We start from the raw sequence: 19,651 nt of genomic DNA, 5'->3' as shown, positions 1-19,651 counted from the left end.
CCACGGGCCTGTAATAAAACCTTCCGTTGCGTCTGCCTCGACAAGCCCCTTAAAAAAGCTAGCATGCCGCCTGTTGGGAACCTCGCACAAAGACGAGGCCGTTGAGGAAAGCTCAGGAGTGATCATGAAACCTGTTCGCGCAATTGCCGCTGCAGCGCTCTCAGCCATTTGGCTGACGGCGTGCGGCAACCAGACTGAAACCGTGGAAGACATCGACCGGGCTCCTGCGCCGCCTGAGCTATCCGCGGACACCGAAAACGCAGCCGGCACGGCAGCCGTCGATGATGCAAGGCTTATGGCAGCCGCCGACACGCCCGCCGACTGGCTGACTTATAATGGTACCTATGACGAACAGCGCCATTCAGGCCTGACCGGCATCACCAAGGAGAATATCTCCGAGCTCGCTCCGGCCTGGGTCTATGATCTTCAGACCGGACGCGGCATCGAATCGACGCCCATCGTCGTCGACGGCGTGATGTATCTCACCTCTTCCTGGTCAGTCGTCTATGCGCTCGACCCGGTGACCGGCGAAGAGCTCTGGGTGCATGACCCTGAAGTCGACAAGGCCGTCGGCGTGAAGGCCTGTTGCGACGTCGTCAATCGCGGTGTCGCGGTCTATGATGGCAAGGTCTATGCCGGTGTCATTGACGGTCGGCTGCAAGCGCTCGACGCGAAGACCGGCGATGTGATCTGGAGCAAGGTCACGGTCGATCAATCCAAGCCCTACACGATCACTGGCGCCCCGCGCATCGTCAAAGGCAATGTCCTGATCGGCAATGGCGGCGCCGAGCTTGGCGTTCGCGGCTATCTGTCGGCCTATGACGCCGAGACGGGCGATCTCGCCTGGCGCTTCTACACCGTGCCCAATCCGAACAAGGAGCCCGACGGCGCCGCCTCTGACGAAATTTTCGCCGAGCTTGCCAACGACACCTGGGGCGATGACGGCGCCTGGGTCAGCGATGGCGGCGGCGGCACGGTCTGGGACTCGATCGTCTACGACACGGAGAACAACCAGGTCATCTTCGGCGTCGGCAATGGCTCGCCCTGGAATGCCGATCTGCGCGATCCCAACAGCGATGGCGACAATCTGTTTGTCTCCTCCATGGTCGCGGTTGATGCAGACACCGGCGAATACAACTGGCACTTCCAGACCACGCCGCGTGAGAACTGGGACTATACCGCCACTCAGCACATCATGCTGGCCGAACTGCCGCTTGGCGAAGACGGCGAGACCCGGCGGGTGGCAATGCAGGCGCCGAAGAACGGCTTCTTCTACGTCGTTGACGCCGAGACTGGCGAGTTCATCTCCGGCAATCCCTATTCGGACCTCAACTGGGCCGAAGGTCTCGACGAGACGGGCCGCCCGATCGAGAATCCTGAAGCGCGCAACAATGATCCGGCGACCTATGCCGGCTTTGTCCAGTCGCCGGCGCCTTATGGCGCACATAACTGGCATCCGATGGCGATGAACCCCGATCTCGGCCTGGTCTATATCCCGGTCTCGGAACTCACGCAGGCCTATATCACCGACCCGCGCTTCAAATCGAAGCCGGCCAAGTGGAACACCGGCATGGATTTCTCGGCCGGCATGCCTGTGCGCTATCCCGAAGGCACGATCGAAGCCCTTCGCGCAGCGACGCGCGGCGCCCTCGTCGCCTGGGACCCTGTGGCGCAGGAGGAACGCTGGCGCGTCGACCACCCGGCAGCCTGGAATGGCGGGATCACATCGACAGCGTCAGGCATCATCTTCCAGGGCCGCCTCGACGGCGCCTTCGTTGCTTATGATGCGGCCACCGGCGATGAACTCTGGAGCACCCAGTTGAATTCCGGCGCGCTCTCCGGTCCGTCCACCTATGAGATCGATGGCGAGCAATACGTCACCATCACGACAGGCTGGGGCCATGCCTTTGGCCTCGCTGCAGGCTTCCTGTTCGAAGACAAGGTGCCGCCAGCACTGGGCAAGGTAATCACCTTCAAGCTCGGCGGCGAGGCCGAAATTCCCGCGCTTGACGAGAGCCTGCTCATAGAGCCGACGCCCAAGGCAGAGCCTTTTGGTGACGAGGAGACCCTTCAGGCCGGCCTTGTGCACTTCTCGCGCAATTGTGCGGTCTGCCATGGCATGCTGGGCATCAGCTCAGGCGTCCTGCCAGACCTGCGCTGGTCGGCCTATACCGCCAACGAAGAGGCGTGGAAAGGCGTCGTGATTGACGGCAACCTCGCCGACAATGGCATGGTCTCCTTCGCTGACGTCCTCACGCCTGAGGATTCCGAAGCGATCCGCGCCTATGTCATCGCGCAGGCTCATATGAACGAGACGCCTGCCGTGCCTGCAGAAGAAGTCCTCCCCGATGAGGACGCCGACCTGCCGGACGATGACGCCGAACCGGAAATGGAAGCGGGCGAAGGCGAATAAGCCTGAAACCACTTCTAATCCTGAATGTGACCCTCTAAACTCTCCGGCATCCCGCCGGAGAGTTTTTTCATGCATATCCTGATGGCCCTGCTTGGCATCCTGACCTTCATTGCGGTCTGGTATTTCCGGATCAAGATGATCTCGGGCGCCGCGCGTGACGGCTACAAGGCCGCCAAGGGCTTCGCCAACAGGCCGCGCAAGCTCAGCCACCAGAACAAGGCTCGCAAGGGCGGGCTCGATGTCGTGAGGGATCCACGCGAAGCGGCCGCCGTCATGATGCTCGCACTCGCCCGTACCCGCGGCGCTGTCAGCGAGATGCAGGAAGCGGCCATCCGCGCCGAGATGATCGAACATTTCGAATTCACAGACGCGCAGGCCGACGACATGATCACACAGGCGGGGTGGCTGACGCGGCAGGCGCCCGCCTCCCATGTTGTCGTTGGCCGGATGAGCGACGTTGTCGTGCGCGCGCCCGGCATGGGGCCGAAGGAGTTCGACGATCTTGCCAGCATGCTCGAAAATGTCGCCGTTGCCGATGGCCATGTCTCGACCGATGAGCGCGACCTGATCCAGATCTGGCGCCAGAAGGCCGGGCTGAACTGAGGCGCTTGGCAGGACAGGCCCTGCCAGACTACAAGTTCAACCATGAGCAGCGCTTTCGGCAAACGCGTCCGCAAGGACAATTGGAGCAATTACTCCATCCTCCGCCACCGCGCCTTTGACGGCATGCTCGTCACCTCTAAGAATTCGGGCACCCATTGGGTGAAATACATGTTCTCGGTCGCGCTGGCCGACACGTTCGGCGTGCCGCGCCCGCAATATTTCTCCGAAGATGCCGTGCGGCCCTATATTGGCTGGCCAAAGGACAAACCAACCTTCAAGGAGCTGCCGCGGCTGGCCTTCAGCCACACCATTCCGCACCGTCTTGCAGACTGGGGCTGGGCGCGCAAAGCCGCCGGCCTGCCGCCTTATGTCCTGTTCGTGCGCCACCCGATGAGCATTCTAGCAAGCCACCACGCCAAGTGGAACCACGAGCTCAATGTCGACTGGCTGGACTATCTGCGCGGCGACCCCACAGGCGCTGTCTATCGCTGCGACCTCTACTGGCTCGCGCGCTTCTGGAACCGCTGGGGCGAGGTGATGGAAGACGCAGGCGACCGGATTTACCGGGTCCATTATGAAGACACGCGCGCCAATCCGCGCGCAATACTAGGCGGCATGGCGGCCCATTGGAAAATCGCACTGACGCCGGATGCCATCGATGGGGCCCTGAAAGCCGGGACCAAGGAAGCGATGGCCAAGAAGGTCGACCCGACAGCCGAGGCCAATGTGCTGCAGTTCCGCAAGACACCTCTGGAAGAACAGTTCTCAGGCGAGGCGCTGGACATCTATCGCGAGCGCGTCAAAGAGCTGTTCCGCCACGATCTCGGCTATGATCTCATGAATTTCCCGAAGGGATGAAGCCGGAGCTTCGCCCGTCGGCCGTATATCTGATCCACCACGGCTCTGTTTCCGCCTGCGCCGCCAGCGCCGTCACCAGCGGATGCGCCATGACCGCGTCCATATAGGTCTCGGCCACGCCGCTGCGGGGCAGGTCATAACTTATGAAGCGCGTGACGACCGGCGCATAGACGGCGTCTGCCGCGCACCAGTCTCCAAACAGAAAGGGTCCGCCCTCCCCGAATTCAGCGCGGGTGTCCGCCCAGATCCGGTCGATGCGGGCAATGTCTGATTTGAGATCATCGGTCAGGTCAGGCGCCGGATGCCGCGAGCGGATATCCATCGGACACGCCCGGCGCAGGGCCGGAAACCCCGAATGCATCTCTGCCGAAATCGCGCGGGCTCTGGCCCTCGCCTTGGCATCGTCCGGCCAGACCCCCTCATAGCGCTCCGCCAGCCATTCGATGATCGCGAGCGAATCCCAGACCGTCTCATCGTCCCAGATGAGGAGAGGGACTTTCCTCGTCGGGCTGATCGCGGCGAGTTTTCCGGTCGTGTCCGGAAAATCGAGCGGGACGATCTCCTCTTCGGCGTCCAGCCCGACATGGCGCGCCATGAGCAGTGCCCGGATCGACCAGCTCGAATAATTGAGATTGCCGCTGACGAACTTCCTCATGGCTTTGGCTTTCCATCGCCAAGCAGCCAGCGGAACGGCACGATCTCGACACTGTGAAACAGGCCGGCGCGCGCATAAGGGTCCTGCGCCGCCCAGTTTTCGGCCGCTTCCAGCGTGTCGAATTCGACAACGAAAGTGGATCCGGCAAAGGTTTCGCCGTCATCGGCGAAAACCGGGCCAGCCATGAGAATCTTGTCGGCATGGCTCTGCGCCCATTCGAGATGTTGCGGGCGGTGCTCCATCCGCAGGTCGAGCGCGTTCGCCTTGTCGCGGGCATTGATGAGGAATTGGGGCATGTCAGGTCGTCTCCTGAGTGAATGGACGCGAGAGGAGTGTGGTTATCGCCGAATCCAGGCTGGTGCGGCCGCTCAATATATCGTCGACGGCCTCACAGATCGGCATGCTGACGCCTTCGCGCTCGGCCATTGCCATGAGCGCCGGCGCCGTCGCCACGCCCTCGGTCACCGAATTTCGCTCCTCCAGGATCGCCTCGGCGCTCTGTCCCTCGCCGAGCGCCTTGCCGAAGCTCATATTGCGCGATTGGACCGACGAGCATGTGAGCACCAGATCGCCGAGCCCGCACAATCCCGAAAGCGTGGCCGCCTGCCCGCCCATGGCGACGGCAAGCCGCGTCATCTCGGCAAAGCCGCGCGCGATCAGCGCGGCATGCGCCGACTTGCCAAGCTGCAGCCCCTCGACGATGCCGCACGCAATAGCCAGCACATTCTTGACAGCCCCGCCGATTTCAGCGCCGATCAGATCATTCGACCAGTAAGGCCGGAAAGTGGGCCGCCCGATGGCCTGCATCAGGGCTTCACCGAGGGCTTTGTCCGAACAGGCCAGCGTGACAGCCGTCGGAAGGCCGCGCGCCACATCGGCCGCAAAGCTCGGGCCGGAGAGAACCGCCGGGACCGCCTGCGGAATGGTCTCGTGAAGGACATCGGTCATCAGGCTGAGCGTCGATTGCTCGATGCCTTTCGAGCACAGCAGTATCGGCGTTCCGGCGGCGACATGCGGCGCGAGATCGGCAAAAACCTTGCGGGCATGCTGGGCCGGGACAACCGACAGGATGGCGTCGGACGCGGCAAGCGCGGCGAGCTCTGTCGACGTTTCCATGGGTGGAAGATCCAGCCCCGGAAGGAAGGCTGGATTGCCTTTGCCGCTGCTCAGAGCCTCGGCCACATCCGGCTCCCGCGCCCAGATGTTCACGTCGCGGCCTGCTTCACGGGCCGTAAAGGCAAGCGCGGTGCCCCAGGCGCCAGCACCGAGGATTCCTATAGTCTGCATGCTGGCTCACCTCGCTCAGGGAAATATGCGCTGAAGAATTCGTTGATCATTCAGACAATTTCCTTATCCTAGCGTCATGAATGACAAAACAGAAACCCGCGAGCAGATTCTCGAAGCGGCAATGAACCGTATCAAACACTACGGTTATGGCAAAACAACCATGTCGGAAATTGCCAAGGACTGCTGCATGTCCGCCGGCAATATCTACCGCTTCTTCACCTCCAAGATTGATATCGCCGAAGCGATGGCCCGGCAATTCAATACCGAGCTGTACCAGGCCTATTCGGAGATCGCGCGCGGCTCGGAGCCGCCCTGCCAGCGCCTGAGAAAGGTGTTTCACTATAATCTGAGCCAGACCTATGACGCGATCGAACGCGAGGCGAAAATTCTCGAGGTGGCTGAAGTGCTGGGGGAAGAACGCCCGCTTTTCATGAATGAAGGCCTCGCCCAGGAGCGCATCTATCTGTGCACCATTCTCGAAGACGGCGTCGAGAAAGGGGAGTTCGCGCCTATCGCTGACTGTAATTACACCGCCGAGATGATCCAGTCGGCGCTGATGAAATTTCGCTTTCCGCAGCTTTTCTCACGGCTGAGTCTGCCCAAGCTCCGCCGGGAGCTGAATGGGGCGCTCGATATCATAATTGCGGGCTTGAAACACGGTATCGAAAAGACGCCAGAAACTGAACATTGAACATTTTTCAAATTATTCATTGATTATCCATCAATCCCGATCTATATGATTGGGCATGGAGCAGATCAGCGTGTTTGTTCCAGTTAGCTTGAAGGATAAAAACAATGAGCATTTCCTCCCCGATCGAAGCCCGCCAAGGTCTTTTCGCAGCCCTTCTCAGCCTTCCGCTGACCGCTGTCCTTGTTGGTCTCACCCTGTTTTCGGCAGGGTCCATGGTGTGATGAGGGCCCGCCCTCGCCGCAGCATCCTCCCAAAATAAAAGCCCCGCGCAGCAAACGCTGCCGGGGCTTTTTCGATCCAGGCGAGCGGGCTTATTCGACGGTGACCGATTTGGCGAGATTGCGCGGCTGGTCAACATCCGTGCCCTTCTCCACCGCCACATGATAGGCGAGCAGCTGGACCGGAATGGAATAAAGGATCGGCGCAACGAACGGATCGCAATCGGGCAGCTCGATCCGGTGCGCGGGCGCGTCGCCTGCCGCACGCAGGCCGGACGCATCGGAAATGAGGATAACCTCGCCCCGCCGCGCGGCAACCTCCTGAAGGTTTGACAGCGACTTGTCGAACAGGCCATCGAACGGCGCCACGAACACAACCGGCGTTTCCTCATCGATCAGCGCAATCGGCCCATGCTTCAACTCGCCGGAGGCATAGCCCTCAGCGTGAATATAGCTGATTTCCTTCAGCTTCAGCGCGCCCTCAAGCGCGATCGGGTAATGAACGCCGCGGCCGAGATAGATGACATCCGTGGCCTTGGCGATATCGCGGGCGAGCGTATCGATCCGCTCGTCCAGCCCGAGCGTGGTCGAAATCAGGCGCGGTAATTCGGTCAGCGCCTTTAGGAGACGGATTTCCATGTCGCGATTGATGTGGTCGCGTGCCCGGCCCGCCGAAATCGCAACTGCCGCGAGCGCCGAGAGCTGCGCGGTAAACGCCTTTGTCGAAGCCACGCCAATCTCGGGTCCGGCCAGCGTCGGCAGGACAAGATCGGCTTCGCGCGCAATCGTCGAAGTTGGCACATTGACGACAGCGGCCGTCTTGAGCCCCTTTTCCTTACAATAGCGAAGCGCCGCCAGCGTATCGGCCGTCTCCCCGGACTGGCTGACGAACAGGGCAAGCCCGCCAGATTTGGGCAGCGCCGGCTCGCGGTACCGAAACTCAGACGCGATGTCGGTCTTTACCGGAAGGCCGGCGATCTGTTCGAACCAGTATTCGGCGACCTTGGTCGCATAGTGGGCCGTGCCGCAGGCGATCATCTGCAGGCTCTGAATCTCGGTCCAGTCAATCGCGCCGCGGCTGTCTTCGGGCAAGTCCACTGTCTGCTTGAGGATGTTTACATAAGCGCCAATCGTGCGCGCGGTGGAGTCTGGCTGCTCGAAGATTTCCTTCTGCATGAAGTGGCGATAATTACCCTTTTCGACCGCCGCGCCCGCGCCCTGGACAAGTGTCACGCTGCGCGAGACCTCTTCGCCCTTGGCATTGAACACCTTGTAGCTTTCCCGGTCGAGGACGCACCAGTCGCCCTCTTCGAGATAGACAACGCGGTTCGTAAAGGGCGCCACGGCCAGCGCGTCGGAGCCGAGATACATCTCACCATCGCCGACACCGATCGCCAGTGGCGAGCCCTTGCGCGCACCAATCAGCAGGTCTGGCTTGCCTTCGAACAGAAAGGCGAGCGCAAACGCCCCTTCGAGCCGCGCAAGACCGGCCTGCACGGCTTCGGTCTCGCTCATGCCGGACTTCATGTTTGCCGCGATCAGATGCGCGATCGTCTCGGAATCGGTTTCGGTCTCGAATGTCTGTCCCTTGGCTTCGAGGTCCTGGCGAAGCTCTCGAAAATTCTCGATGATGCCATTATGGACGACGCAAACCCCGCCTGAGACGTGCGGATGCGCATTGCCAACTGTCGGAGAGCCATGCGTGGCCCAGCGCGTATGGCCAATGCCCTGATTACCCGGCAGAGGATTGTCCGAGAGTTCGGCTTCGAGATTTTTCAGCTTTCCCGGGGCGCGTCTGCGATCAAGTTTGCCCGCGCTGTCCAGCGTCGCGATGCCCGCGCTGTCATAGCCGCGATACTCCAGCCTCTTCAGCGCATCGAGCAGTCTCGGCGCCGCCGGCTCATTGCCGAGAATTCCAATAATCCCACACATGCCTACTCAACTCTCTCGATTTGTCTCGCTCGTCCACGCCCTTAGAAAACACACACCGCTTTCGTCATTGCAAATACAATGACCGAATGTGACAGGGCGACGGCGCAAGAAGGGCCATTAAGCAGAAAGTTTCCTGAAAACACTACAGTTTCCGCCTCAAATTAAGGGTTTAATGGCGGCTCTCATGTATAAGCAAGCGCTGTCAGCTTCCGCCTTGGCAGCCCGGCCCCTGGTGTGGCATCTGACGCCAGAGCGAGATGGAGACAGGATATGTCGCGCAAATATTTCGGCACGGACGGCATTCGGGGCACGGCGAACCTGCCACCGATGACGCCTGAAATCGCCATGCGGCTCGGCATGGCGGCCGGGAAATATTTTCGCCGCGGCGGATCGCGCCGCCATTCTGTCGTGATCGGCAAGGATACGCGCCTGTCTGGCTACATGATCGAGCCCGCTCTGGTTGCTGGCTTCACCTCTGTCGGCATGGACGTCACCCTGTTCGGCCCATTGCCGACCCCAGGTGTGGCCATGATGACCCGCTCCCTGCGCGCGGATCTCGGCGTGATGATTTCCGCCAGTCACAATTCGTTTGAGGATAATGGCCTGAAGCTCTTCGGCCCGGACGGTTTCAAACTTTCAGACGAGATTGAGCTCGAAATCGAGAGCCGGATGGACCGCGCGCTGGACGACAAGCTCGCCGCGCCTACCGCGCTTGGCCGGGCGCTCCGCGTCGATGATGCTCAGGCCCGCTATGTCGAAATCGTCAAGGCCACGTTCCCGCGCGGCATGCGCCTCTCAGGCCTGCGCGTCTGTATCGATTGCGCGAACGGGGCTGCCTACAAGGTCGCCCCGGCAGCGCTCTACGAACTGGGCGCCGAGATCTTCCCGATCGGCGTGTCGCCCGACGGCTTCAATATCAATCGCGAGGTCGGCAGCACCGATACGCTGGCGCTTCGCGAATCGGTCCTGAAATACCGCGCCGATATCGGCATCGCGCTCGATGGCGACGCAGACCGTTGCATCCTGATCGACGAAAAAGGCGACGAGATCGATGGCGACCAGCTGATCGGCCTCATTGCGAAACACTGGAAAGACGCAAAGAAGCTCTCCAAAAAGGGCGTCGTGACCACTGTCATGTCCAATCTCGGCCTAGAGAAATATCTCGAAAGCCTGGGCCTCAAGCTGGAGCGGACAAAGGTGGGTGACCGCTATGTCGTTGAACGGATGCGCGAAGGCGGCTTCAATCTCGGCGGCGAACAGTCCGGTCATATCGTTCTTTCGGATTATGCAACGACCGGCGACGGCCTGGTTGCCGCGCTTCAGGCCCTTGCCGTGATGGTCGAAAGCGGCAAACCCCTGTCCGAGGTCGCGCGCGTGTTCGAGCCGGTGCCTCAGAAACTCGTCAATGTCCGCTTTTCCTCCGGCGCGCCGCTTGAGGAAGACTCTGTGAAGGATGCGATCTCCGCGGTTGAAAAACGCCTTGGCAAGGCTGGCCGGCTGGTCATCCGCAAGTCCGGAACAGAGCCCCTGATCCGCGTCATGGCCGAGGCCGAAGACGCCGATGACATGCAAGCTGCCGTGGACGAAATCGCAGACGCCGTTCGCAAAGTGAGCGGCTAGCACGCCGCTTGCATCGCTAGATCCAGCACGAATGGAGGTGCTGGAAATGGCTGAGACCCACGATATTGTCGCCTTGACATCAGGCGGTCCGCACAGCTGGATCATGATCAACGCCCTGCGCGAGCGCTTCGGCGACTTTCCCGTCATTCTGGAACAACCAGAATGCCAGAAAAGCTTCTGGAAACGCCGGCTGAAAATGCTCGGCCCGATCAAGGTCGCAAGCATGCAGGCCGCGCGCCTGCCGATGAAATTTACCAAGCTGGGCAGCGAGAATGTCATCACCGACATGATCGGCGCTTATCGGCTCTTTCCAAAACCTATCCAGGGCACGCGGATTATCGACGTGCCGTCTGTGAACACGAAGGCCTGCCGTGATGTGCTCGCCGATGTCGCGCCGAAAGCGGTGTTTGTCGTCTCGACCCGTATGATTGGCCGCAAGACGCTGAACGCCGTCGACGCGCCGTTCATAAACTACCATTCGGGCATTAACCCCGCCTATCGCGGTATGTTTGGCGGCTATTTCGCGCTCGCCAACGGAGAGCCGGAACATTTCGGTGCGACGGTCCACCTGATCGATGAAGGCGTCGATACGGGCGGCATTCTTTACCAGTCGAAGGTCGATGCTCACCCGTCTGACACGTTCCACACCTATCTCTGGCGTATCGCTGCCGGCAGCCGGGACATCGTGGTTCAGGCGATGGAAGATGCGGTCGATGGCCGGCTCGCGCCGCACACCGTCAATTTGCCCTCGCGCCAATGGTTTGCCCCGACACTCGGTGGCTATGTCTGGACGGGATTGAGCCGCGGCGTCTGGTAACTGCCAGAAAATTCCCCCGTCAGTCCTGCACTGAGGCGCATCGCCTCCGCCCAGAGAGAAAGCCGCTCGCTCAGGATTTCCCTGTAGCCGGCAGGCGGCTGCGAATCGCGCACCAGGAACGGCACAGGCATGCCCTCAGCGGGCGCGGCCAGCCCACGCTTCCGCTCGAACCGGCCATCAAAGACCGATCCGTCGGCGCTGAGGCTGGCCTCGCCGGGATCTCGGCCGATCAGGAGAGTATCGCCCCGCCTTTGCAGCCAGGCCCCGCCCAGGGTGAGACGCGATTGCGGCCCGCCCTCCTCAATCGAAGCACAGAGCGCTTCGAGTTGCATCCGGTCACAGGCTTTGTCAGTCCCCGCAGCCAGCTGGAGAAGAATGCCGAGCAGGCGCGGTGTGGGGGTCCTCTCAGCCGGCGCGCAGGCCAGCGTCACCTGTCCGAACCGGTCCACCTCCACGTCTTGTGCCAACGCCGAAGCGATCGCCCTGTCCTCAGCCGCCCGAAGCAGGGCCGCAGATGTGGCGATCGAGGCCAAGGCGTCACGGTTTTCCAGCTGCGCAATCGTGCGGCGCACACGGACCCGCTCGTAAATGTTGGCCTGGTTGCTCGGATCGCTCACCCAGGCCTGGCCCTTCGCCTTCAACAATGCTTGTAGCGTCTGCCGGCGCTGCGGGAGAAGCGGTCGCCCAAGCAATACGCCGCGCCCCTCCGGCCAGACGGGAGACACAGACACAAGCTGAAGCCCCGCCGCGCCCGCAAGGGGCGAGCCATGGGCGAGCCGCATCAGCAAAGTCTCTTCAAAATCGTCCTGTGTATGCCCCAGCAGAAGCAGGCCCGCGCCGGCTGCGCGAGCCGCATATGCGAGCAATGTGTGACGCGCCCGCCTTGCATGCCGCTGTGTCGCCCGCTCGCCTGTCCATGTGAGACACTGCGCCGGATGGCCGAGTGCGCTGGCCTGCTCGACAACGCAAGCTGCCTCACGTGCCGCTTCGGGCCTCAGACCATGATCAACTGTCAGGACAAGAAGGTCGCGCCCGGAAATCTGCGCCCACTGGTCTGTCAGCACCAGAAGCGCCCGCGAATCGCTTCCGCCCGACACGGCAATGGCGACAGGCCCGCTCCGGCCCGCCGCCATGCGGTCGATCAGCTCGAAAGCTTTGCCCTCTAGGCGTCGCAACCGGCTCGCGTGCTCTCAAGCGCCGCAAGGTTGCGCGTCACGCCGGACGCATTGGGATATTGCTGGGGCAAGATGGAGAGCGCATTACACGCCTTCTCCGTATCGCCGACAAGACGCATGGACCGGGCCAGCTTCACAAGCGCATCCGGCGCACGGGCGTCTTCGGGATATTCACGGATCATCTGCGTATAGGCCTGCCCGCTCTCGGCATAGGCCTCCTGCTGGAACAGGGTTTCTGCCAGCCAGTATTGGGCTTCACCGGCCTGCGGATCGTCGCCGAAGCGGCCAAGAAAGGCGCGGAACGCCTGCTCGGCGCCTTCATAGTCGAACTTCAGAAGCCGGGACTTGGCCGTCGCGAAAAGTGGTCCGGCCTCGCCCGGCAGGTCGCTCGCCGTCAGTGTGCCGAGGCTACCCTGAACGTCCGGATTGCTCCCAGACGACATGGAATTCGTTGTGCCTGAAGACCGGCTCACTATGCGGCGGGGCTCACCGCCACTGGGCGCGCTGCTGGTCGAGGCGACACGTGCGCGGTCTTCATCATCTTCGTTGCCCGCCATATCGGTATCGGAGCCGGGCTCGAGGCCGGCAGAGCCGCTCAATATTGCCTGGATGTCGGCTTCAAGGTCGCTCAGACGGGAATTGAGACCGGCATTCGCGCTGCGCAGGCTTTCCAGCTCTTCGCCGATCTGGGCGTCGTCACCCTGCAGCCGGTTCATCTCGTCGCGTGACTGCGACAGCAGGAATTCGAGCGTTTCGACCTTGCCATTGAGCTGCGCAATCTGGTCTTCGAGCCGGGTCACGCTGAGCCGTAGCTGGGCGTTCTGCTGGCGCATATCCTGAACCGAGTCAGCCAGGTTTCCGCTGGTTGCGCCGCGCACGATCGGAGCCCCCTGCGCGGTGGCCGCAGGGATGGTAAAACAGGTCATGACAAGGAGACTGCAGACAAGGGCCAGACGATTCATGGAAGGGATACTCCGTACGCTCGGGTGTTCAGGCAGGATAGATACGAAAAAGCCGGGGCCAAATTATGGCACCCGGCTTAGTCATTACAGATGATACTCTGTCCTAGCTATTGGCGCCGGACAGGATCTGAGTGAAACCATTCCGGTTCAGGGCCCAGGCAGCTGAATTCGATTCAGTCGCCAGCGGACGCTCTTTACCGTAGGAAACGGTTTCGATGCGGGCCGGGTCGACACCGAGGCTGACCAGATAGTCTTTCACGATGCTCGCGCGGCGCTCACCGAGGGCAAGGTTGTACTCACGCGTGCCGCGTTCGTCGCAGTTGCCGGCAACGAGGATGCGGACACCTGGATAGGACTGCAGCCAGGCGGCCTGACGCTGCAGGATTTCCTGATCGTCTGCATCGAGGCGATACTGGTCGAGGTCGAAATAGACACGGTCACCAACATTGACCGTGAAATCCTCGAGCGAACCTTTCATCGGGCCGGAGTCCATTTCACGGACAGGGGCCTCAACAATTTCATTGCGCTCGACAGGAGCGGTATCCTGAACGACCGGCGCTGTATCAGCCACCGGTGCGGGTTCAGGCTTGGAAGCACATGCCGCAGCGCCGAAAAGAAGGGCGAGGGCAGCGGTGGACATTACAGTACGACGCATTGAATACTCCTTGCTATGGTCGTTTCAGCGTGCGGCTTTAGTCACTGAATTTGTCAACTTCGTGGCTGTTTTGCTGACCAATATATTATCTGCACGCTGTGGTATTTTGAAAACATTAAAAAAAACGGCAAGTTCTGGCGAACCGAGCTGCCGATCTTACTCTACGATTCTCTAATTCAGAAGCGGTGACCAGGCCGGGTCGGACGCATCTGTCGGCGTCGGAATCTGGCGCAGGTTCCGGCCCGTAAGATCGACAGACCAGAGCTGCGGTCCGGCGCCCGGGGCGCGTTCGCGGAAGAAGGTGATGACCCGTCCGTTCGGCGACCATTCCGGGCCCTCATCGAGATAGGACTCCGTCAGAAGCCGCTCGCCTTCCCCGTCAATGCCGATCACGCCGATGTGGAACTTGCCGCGCGTCTGCTTGGTAAAGGCGATGAGATCGCCGCGCGGGCTCCAGACAGGCGTCGAATAGCGCCCCGATCCAAAAGTGATCCGGCAGGCCGTATCGCGTCCGCCCGACGGGCAGGTCAGCGGCGAACCATCAGTATTCATGATATAGAGCTGCGGGCTGCCGCCGCGGTCGGAGTTAAAGACAATCTGGCTGCCATCGGGTGACATGGAGGGCGAGGTATCGATCGCCGGATGGTCTGTCAGGCGGCGTGTGCGCTGGGTGACGAGATCGCGGATATAGATATCCGAATTGCCGCTATTGGCCTGCGTCAGCAGCACAGATTCCCCATCACGCGAGAAGCGCGGCGCAAAAGTCATGTTCTCGAAATTGCCGAGCACTTCCTGGCGGCCATTCTGGATATCGAAGAGATAGACGCGCGGGCGGTTGTTCTCGAACGACATGTAGGTGATCTGCTGGTTCGAAGGCGAGAAACGCGGGGTGAGCACCGTGAACGTACCGCTTGTGAGATATTTCACATTGGCGCCGTCGGAATCCATGATGGCGAGGCGTTTGACGCGCGCATCCTTCGGACCGGTCTCTGCGATATAGACGATGCGGGAATCGAAATACGGGTCCTCGCCGGTCAGGCGGGTATATATCGTATCGGCGATCTTGTGCGCGATGCGGCGCCAGTCTTCAGGCTTGGCGGTAAAGCGACGGCCGGCCTGGCCTTCAAGGCGCATGACCTCCTCGCCATAGACGTCCCAAAGCCGGACCGAAGCGCGGATGAACTCGACGCCTTCAACCGTCACCGTATCAACATCGCCAACCACCAGCGCATCGGTCTGAATGATCTTCCAGTCGGCAAAGCGCGGCTGGCTGTCGATGGAGAGATCGCGCTGGATGTATGCGCTTTCCGGCGTGACCGTGAACAGGCCTGTCGAGACGAGATCGTCCTGGATCACCTTGGTGATATCGGCAGCGAGCTGTTCATTGCCGGCATTCGCTTCAAATGTGGGAATGGCGACCGGTGTCGGTTTCAGCACACCCTCAGCAATGTTGACGGTGACCTGTGCATGCGCGACCGGAAACAGGAGGGCTAGTCCCGTCATAAGGGCGGCTAGTGTTCTCTTGAGCATATGTGGCTCCTCGCCTTTCAGTATTACCTGTCCCCGAATGCGGGGCCGAGATTGATGTTCGCTTCTTTCCAGAGTTCGTAATCGTCTCTGGGGAGTCTGTAGGGCTGGCACTTGCGGACAGCGCGCAGGGCGCGTTCGACAGCCAGTGACATGGACCGGTCGCCGATCGGGGCGCGCCGCGGCCGCACGAGTTCAACATCCAGAACGTTTCCTTCAGCATCAAGTTCTGCGCGCATCTGCACATTCAGGCGTTCCGGTTCCGGCTGGTCGCTGACGCCGTCCCAGCAGGGATAGATCTGGTTCCACAAGAGCTGCTCGATCCGGACGGTATTGGCGGTACGTTCGCCCGCTCCCTTGCGCGGGTCCTGTACGGGCGGTGTCTCGTCGAGAAGCCGCTTTTCCTGTTTCGGCGGCTGGGTTGCGCGCTTGGTCTGACGCTCGCTCTCAAAGGTCGAGTCGGCATCGTTCAGCAGATCGTCCAGCGGATTGCGCTCTGGCGCCGGGTTGGGCGTTTTGGGCTGTTCCGGCTCGGGCTCTTCAGGTTCAGGTTCTGGCTCTTCGTCTTCCGGATCCTCTTCAAGGTCCGGCATCAGATCGTCTTCAGCCTCTTCAGGCGGCGCAGCTTCGCTTGCCGTGGCAACTTCGTCTTCGGGCAGGTCGCGCTCATCGGGCTCTTCCTCGACCGGGTCATCGCTTTCTTCAGGCTCTGGAAGTTCGGGTTCGGGCTCTTCTTCCGGCTCAACCTCTTCTTCGGGCTGCTGGGTGACCGGCGCAACATTGGTGATCTCGCCAATATCGACCAGTTCGACAGGCACGATAACGAACTCATCCTCCAGCACGGCCGTGCCGACATAAGGCCATACGACATAGCCCGCGCCTATAATGGCGGCATGCAGAGCAAGAGAGGCGGGGAGTCCGCGGATCATGACAGGATCAGTTTCCTTCCTGTCCCTGGGCCTTCGGATCTGTGACCAGCGCGATATTGCGGTAGCCGGCGCGCTGCATGCGCGTCATGACTTCCATCACCATGCCGTAATTCACGCCTTCGTCGGCGCGCAGATAGATCCGCTCCTCATAGCCCTCGCCTGCAATCGCATAGAGCGTTGAGACAAGCTCATCGGGATCGACTTGCGTGTCCTGAATATAGATCGCGCCATCTGTATCAAGCGACACAGAGAGCGGTTGCGTTTTGGGGGCCTGCAGGTTTTCTGCAGACGTTTTCGGCAGCGAGACATCCACACCGGTTGTAAGCAGAGGCGCCGTGATCATGAACACGATCAGCAGCACCAGCATGACATCGACCAGCGGTGTGACGTTGATTTCTGCGGCAAGGCCGCGCCGTCCGCGCTTGCCGCCTGCACCTCCAGATGCCCAGGATCCAGCCATGGTCTAGCTCCCCGGCTCTGTGGCGCGGCGCGACAGGCGGACCAGAAGGTCCTGGCTGAAGGCGTCGAGCCGGTCGGCGAACCCGTTCAGGTCACCTGTGAATTTGTTGTAGAAAATAACCGCCGGGATGGCCGCAATGAGACCAAGACCGGTCGCGAACAGCGCTTCGGCAATCGGGCCTGCGACGTTTGTCAGGCTGGTGTCCTGCTTTTCGGAAATGTTGATGAACGCATTCATGATGCCCCAGACCGTGCCGAACAGGCCGATAAAGGGCGAAGACGAACCGATCGTCGCGAGCACGCCAAGGCCTTTGCTGACGCGCCCGACCTCCCGGTCGACACCAGCACGCAGCGAGCGTTCGGCGCGGTCGATCATCATTCGGGACTCTTCGCCCGCCTGCATACGGCGCGCATCCGTCCATTCCCGCGAAATCGATGCGACCAGACGCGAGGCCGGATCGCTCTGGCCTGAGCCCGGTCGGCCATCCAGATCATCGGAGCGGCCCGTCCAGAACGCATCTTCAAAGGCAGCCGCCTTCTTGCGGGCAGAGCCCACTGTGAAGAGCTTCTCGATGATCACCGCCCATGACCAGAGACTCGCAATGAACAGCACGATCAGGACAAGCTTCACGACAAGGTCTGCCTCGAGCAGCAGGCCAAGAAGTGAGAAGCCGGCTTCCGCAGGGGCTTGGGCGAGAGCTTCGCTTTCCATGTAAATCCTCGTCTTTTCTGTATCTGCCGCGACGCGTGGCGCAGCCGAACGGAGCCATGATTGGCAAGCCCCACCCATATCCAATGGAAATCAGGCGGAAACTTGACGCCACCGCTATTCATGGCAGAGGGTGCAGCATTGATCCGATCTGGTTAACGATTTGTCAGTGAATGGAGCCGTTTCAGCCAGCAAACACGTAAGGTTCGAGCTGTTCGACAACTTCGGGAATGGGCCGGCGCGGGCGCCCGTCGACATGGATCATCACAGCTGTGATATGGGCCTCTGCGATGATCTCTTCTCGGCGGAGGGCCGCTTGCTCGAAAATCACCTTTGCCCCGACCGTTCCGGTATAGCGCGAGCGAATCAGCAATTCATCATCGATGCGCGCGGCCTTGCGATAGTTCACATCGACATTGGTCAGCGTAAAGGCGGCCGGATCAGGGCGCGCCAACAGCGACTGATGAGAGACCCCTGCATCGCGCAGGAATTCAGACCGTCCGCGCTCGAAGAAGCGCAGATAATTGGCGTGATAGACCATGCCGGTGAAATCAGTGTCTTCGTAATAGACCCGCACTGTCAGCCAATGCTGCATCAGGTCGTCGAAGGGGGAAGGTTCACCGCTCATCGCTCTCTAATGCCTGAAATGGCGCATCCCCGTAAAGACCATGGCGATCCCGGCCTCGTCGGCGGCCTTGATCACCTCGTCATCGCGGATCGAGCCGCCGGGCTGGATGACCGCCGTTGCGCCTGCAGACGCTGCCTGAAGCAAGCCATCGGGGAAGGGGAAGAACGCATCAGACGCCGCCACGCAGCCCTTGGTCTTCGGCTCGTCCCAGCCTGCGACCTCTGCCGCATCTTCGGCCTTTCGCGCGGCGATCCGCGCTGAATCGATCCGGCTCATCTGGCCAGCGCCGATCCCGACCGTCGCGCCATCCTTGGCGTAGACAATCGTGTTGGATTTCACATGTTTTGCGACCCGCCAGGCAAAGATGAGGTCTTCCAGCTCGGCTTCGCTCGGCGCTTTTTTGGTGGCGACACGAAGGTCCTGCTTGGCGATGCGGCCGGAATCGCGGTCCTGCACGAGCAGCCCGCCGGCCACCGATTTCACGACACGCCCCTTCGCGGCCGGGTCCGGAATGCCATTGGTGAGCAACAGGCGGAGGTTTTTCTTCTTGGCGAACACAGACAGCGCCCCCTGCTCGGCGCCAGGGGCGATGACGACCTCGGTGAAGATCTTGGTGATCTCCTCGGCCGTTTCCTCATCGAGCATCCGGTTCAGCGCGACAATGCCGCCAAAAGCCGAGGTCGAATCGCAGGCCAGCGCGGTGCGGTACGCCTCAATCGCGGACTCCCCGACAGCCACGCCGCACGGATTGGCGTGCTTGATGATCGCCACGGCCGGCTTCTCGTCGCCAAGTTCGCCGATCAGCTCAAAGGCCGCATCGGTGTCGTTGATATTGTTGTAGGAGAGCTCCTTGCCCTGAACCTGGCGCGCATTGGCAACGCCGGGGCGTTTCTCACCAGTCTGGTAGAACGCGGCCGACTGGTGCGGATTTTCGCCATAGCGAAGGCTTTGCGCGAGCTCGCCCCCAAAGCCGATCCAGTCCGGCGCGGTCTCTTCAAGCTGCGCCGCATACCAGCCGGAAATCGCTGCATCGTAGGCAGCGGTGCGCGCATAGGTCTTTGCCGCGAGCTTGCGGCTCAGACTCTGTGGAATCTCGCCTTTCTCATTGTCCATCTCGCCCAGGATCGCAGCGATATCATCCTGGTCAGTGCAGACAGCAACCGCATCGCCATTCTTCGCAGCCGCCCTGAGCATGGCCGGCCCGCCAATATCGATATTCTCGATACAGGTATCGAAATCCGCGCCCGAGGCCACAGTCGCCTCGAACGGGTAGAGATTGATGTAAACAAGGTCGATTGGCTCGATGTCATGGCGCTTGGCGTCGGCGACATGGCTTGAAAGATCGCGGCGGAAGAGAAGACCGCCATGGACCGCAGGATGAAGTGTCTTGACGCGGCCATCCATCATTTCCGGAAAGCCTGTCAGGTCCGCAACATCCTTTACATCGAGACCGGCCTCCTTGATGGCTCTGGCCGTGCCGCCGGTCGAGATCAGTTCGACGCCATGCGCAGAC

Annotated in this window: 19 protein-coding genes; 6 read left to right on the top strand and 13 right to left on the bottom strand. The window is 61.1% G+C overall.

Features of this window, described 5'->3' with window-relative positions:
- Positions 1-124: 124 nt before the first annotated feature.
- The 3 genes from WA989_RS00300 (at position 125) to WA989_RS00290 (ending at position 3,874) form a co-directional block, all read left to right on the top strand.
- Complete coding sequence (locus tag WA989_RS00300; protein WP_424338536.1) at positions 125-2,413, top strand: PQQ-dependent dehydrogenase, methanol/ethanol family; 2,289 nt, start codon at positions 125-127, stop codon at positions 2,411-2,413.
- Positions 2,414-2,482: 69 nt separating this feature from the next.
- Positions 2,483-3,016: a TerB family tellurite resistance protein gene (locus WA989_RS00295; RefSeq protein WP_424338535.1), complete on the top strand. Its 534-nt coding sequence runs from the start codon at positions 2,483-2,485 to the stop codon at positions 3,014-3,016.
- A 42-nt stretch (positions 3,017-3,058) separates the two neighbouring features.
- Positions 3,059-3,874, top strand: a complete 816-nt coding sequence (locus tag WA989_RS00290) for a sulfotransferase family protein (protein WP_424338534.1) — start codon at positions 3,059-3,061, stop codon at positions 3,872-3,874.
- Here the strand turns inward: WA989_RS00290 and WA989_RS00285 are convergent.
- From WA989_RS00285 to WA989_RS00275, 3 genes are read right to left on the bottom strand one after another with little or no spacing between them, the layout of a single operon-like run.
- On the bottom strand, positions 3,852-4,529 hold the full coding sequence (locus WA989_RS00285) for a glutathione S-transferase (RefSeq protein ID WP_424338533.1): 678 nt from the start codon (positions 4,527-4,529) through the stop codon (positions 3,852-3,854). The two genes, WA989_RS00290 and WA989_RS00285, sit on opposite strands and share 23 nt — an antisense overlap.
- Positions 4,526-4,825 carry a YciI family protein gene (locus WA989_RS00280; RefSeq protein WP_424338532.1) on the bottom strand — a complete coding sequence of 100 codons (300 nt, stop codon included), beginning with the start codon at positions 4,823-4,825 and terminating at the stop codon, positions 4,526-4,528. The genes WA989_RS00285 and WA989_RS00280 overlap by 4 nt, the downstream gene beginning before the upstream one ends.
- 1 nt (position 4,826) lies before the next feature.
- Positions 4,827-5,816: an NAD(P)H-dependent glycerol-3-phosphate dehydrogenase gene (locus tag WA989_RS00275; RefSeq protein WP_424338531.1), complete on the bottom strand. Its 990-nt coding sequence runs from the start codon at positions 5,814-5,816 to the stop codon at positions 4,827-4,829.
- Between the two features lie 76 nt (positions 5,817-5,892).
- On the opposite strand from WA989_RS00275, the gene WA989_RS00270 reads away from it, so the two are divergent.
- Positions 5,893-6,507, top strand: coding sequence for a TetR/AcrR family transcriptional regulator (locus WA989_RS00270; RefSeq protein ID WP_424338530.1), 615 nt, complete (start codon positions 5,893-5,895; stop codon positions 6,505-6,507).
- A 311-nt stretch (positions 6,508-6,818) separates the two neighbouring features.
- Here the strand turns inward: WA989_RS00270 and glmS are convergent, their stop codons facing one another.
- A complete protein-coding gene (gene glmS, locus WA989_RS00265) occupies positions 6,819-8,657 on the bottom strand; it encodes a glutamine--fructose-6-phosphate transaminase (isomerizing) (RefSeq protein WP_424338529.1) in 1,839 nt (612 codons plus the stop codon).
- Between the two features lie 270 nt (positions 8,658-8,927).
- Between glmS and glmM the strand changes: the two genes are divergently transcribed.
- On the top strand, positions 8,928-10,277 hold the full coding sequence (glmM, locus tag WA989_RS00260) for a phosphoglucosamine mutase (protein ID WP_424338528.1): 1,350 nt from the start codon (positions 8,928-8,930) through the stop codon (positions 10,275-10,277).
- A 46-nt stretch (positions 10,278-10,323) separates the two neighbouring features.
- Positions 10,324-11,094 (top strand): formyl transferase, encoded by a 771-nt coding sequence (locus WA989_RS00255; RefSeq protein ID WP_424338527.1) that lies wholly within the window; start codon positions 10,324-10,326, stop codon positions 11,092-11,094.
- Here WA989_RS00255 and tilS read toward each other — a convergent pair.
- The 9 genes from tilS to purH form a co-directional block, all read right to left on the bottom strand.
- Positions 11,058-12,269: a tRNA lysidine(34) synthetase TilS gene (gene tilS, locus WA989_RS00250; protein WP_424338526.1), complete on the bottom strand. Its 1,212-nt coding sequence runs from the start codon at positions 12,267-12,269 to the stop codon at positions 11,058-11,060. The two genes, WA989_RS00255 and tilS, sit on opposite strands and share 37 nt — an antisense overlap.
- Positions 12,257-13,231, bottom strand: a complete 975-nt coding sequence (gene ybgF / locus WA989_RS00245) for a tol-pal system protein YbgF (RefSeq protein WP_424338525.1) — start codon at positions 13,229-13,231, stop codon at positions 12,257-12,259. The genes tilS and ybgF overlap by 13 nt, the downstream gene beginning before the upstream one ends.
- A gap of 103 nt (positions 13,232-13,334) precedes the next feature.
- The gene (gene pal, locus WA989_RS00240) at positions 13,335-13,886 is read right to left on the bottom strand and encodes a peptidoglycan-associated lipoprotein Pal (RefSeq protein WP_424338524.1); all 552 of its coding nucleotides are present in this window, start codon (positions 13,884-13,886) and stop codon (positions 13,335-13,337) included.
- A gap of 171 nt (positions 13,887-14,057) precedes the next feature.
- Positions 14,058-15,416, bottom strand: a complete 1,359-nt coding sequence (tolB, locus tag WA989_RS00235; RefSeq protein ID WP_424338523.1) for a Tol-Pal system beta propeller repeat protein TolB — start codon at positions 15,414-15,416, stop codon at positions 14,058-14,060.
- A gap of 23 nt (positions 15,417-15,439) precedes the next feature.
- The gene (locus tag WA989_RS00230) at positions 15,440-16,342 is read right to left on the bottom strand and encodes a hypothetical protein (protein WP_424338522.1); all 903 of its coding nucleotides are present in this window, start codon (positions 16,340-16,342) and stop codon (positions 15,440-15,442) included.
- 7 nt (positions 16,343-16,349) lie between these two features.
- Positions 16,350-16,802: an ExbD/TolR family protein gene (locus tag WA989_RS00225; protein ID WP_424338521.1), complete on the bottom strand. Its 453-nt coding sequence runs from the start codon at positions 16,800-16,802 to the stop codon at positions 16,350-16,352.
- Positions 16,803-16,805: 3 nt separating this feature from the next.
- Positions 16,806-17,513 (bottom strand): MotA/TolQ/ExbB proton channel family protein, encoded by a 708-nt coding sequence (locus WA989_RS00220; RefSeq protein ID WP_424338520.1) that lies wholly within the window; start codon positions 17,511-17,513, stop codon positions 16,806-16,808.
- Between the two features lie 181 nt (positions 17,514-17,694).
- Positions 17,695-18,138, bottom strand: a complete 444-nt coding sequence (locus WA989_RS00215) for a YbgC/FadM family acyl-CoA thioesterase (protein WP_424338519.1) — start codon at positions 18,136-18,138, stop codon at positions 17,695-17,697.
- Positions 18,139-18,144: 6 nt separating this feature from the next.
- On the bottom strand, positions 18,145-19,651 hold a 1,507-nt coding region (gene purH / locus WA989_RS00210), incomplete at its 5' end, for a bifunctional phosphoribosylaminoimidazolecarboxamide formyltransferase/IMP cyclohydrolase (RefSeq protein ID WP_424338518.1).

It is taken from the genome of Henriciella sp., assembly GCF_049649345.1.
Classification (GTDB): Bacteria; Pseudomonadota; Alphaproteobacteria; order Caulobacterales; family Hyphomonadaceae; genus Henriciella.
Note: the sequence above shows the minus strand (reverse complement) of the source record. Positions and strands in the feature narration are given on the sequence as shown.

Bases quoted from the DNA above. Each gene is read 5' to 3' on its own strand.
- WA989_RS00300 (WP_424338536.1), top strand. From the start codon at position 125: ATGAAACCTGTTCGCGCAATTGCCGCTGCAGCGCTCTCAGCCATTTGG.
- WA989_RS00295 (WP_424338535.1), top strand. From the start codon at position 2,483: ATGCATATCCTGATGGCCCTGCTTGGCATCCTGACCTTCATTGCGGTC.
- WA989_RS00290 (WP_424338534.1), top strand. From the start codon at position 3,059: ATGAGCAGCGCTTTCGGCAAACGCGTCCGCAAGGACAATTGGAGCAAT.
- WA989_RS00285 (WP_424338533.1), bottom strand. From the start codon at position 4,529: ATGAGGAAGTTCGTCAGCGGCAATCTCAATTATTCGAGCTGGTCGATC.
- WA989_RS00280 (WP_424338532.1), bottom strand. From the start codon at position 4,825: ATGCCCCAATTCCTCATCAATGCCCGCGACAAGGCGAACGCGCTCGAC.
- WA989_RS00275 (WP_424338531.1), bottom strand. From the start codon at position 5,816: ATGCAGACTATAGGAATCCTCGGTGCTGGCGCCTGGGGCACCGCGCTT.
- WA989_RS00270 (WP_424338530.1), top strand. From the start codon at position 5,893: ATGAATGACAAAACAGAAACCCGCGAGCAGATTCTCGAAGCGGCAATG.
- glmS (WP_424338529.1), bottom strand. From the start codon at position 8,657: ATGTGTGGGATTATTGGAATTCTCGGCAATGAGCCGGCGGCGCCGAGA.
- glmM (WP_424338528.1), top strand. From the start codon at position 8,928: ATGTCGCGCAAATATTTCGGCACGGACGGCATTCGGGGCACGGCGAAC.
- WA989_RS00255 (WP_424338527.1), top strand. From the start codon at position 10,324: ATGGCTGAGACCCACGATATTGTCGCCTTGACATCAGGCGGTCCGCAC.
- ybgF (WP_424338525.1), bottom strand. From the start codon at position 13,231: ATGAATCGTCTGGCCCTTGTCTGCAGTCTCCTTGTCATGACCTGTTTT.
- pal (WP_424338524.1), bottom strand. From the start codon at position 13,886: ATGCGTCGTACTGTAATGTCCACCGCTGCCCTCGCCCTTCTTTTCGGC.
- tolB (WP_424338523.1), bottom strand. From the start codon at position 15,416: ATGCTCAAGAGAACACTAGCCGCCCTTATGACGGGACTAGCCCTCCTG.
- WA989_RS00230 (WP_424338522.1), bottom strand. From the start codon at position 16,342: ATGATCCGCGGACTCCCCGCCTCTCTTGCTCTGCATGCCGCCATTATA.
- WA989_RS00225 (WP_424338521.1), bottom strand. From the start codon at position 16,802: ATGGCTGGATCCTGGGCATCTGGAGGTGCAGGCGGCAAGCGCGGACGG.
- WA989_RS00220 (WP_424338520.1), bottom strand. From the start codon at position 17,513: ATGGAAAGCGAAGCTCTCGCCCAAGCCCCTGCGGAAGCCGGCTTCTCA.
- WA989_RS00215 (WP_424338519.1), bottom strand. From the start codon at position 18,138: ATGAGCGGTGAACCTTCCCCCTTCGACGACCTGATGCAGCATTGGCTG.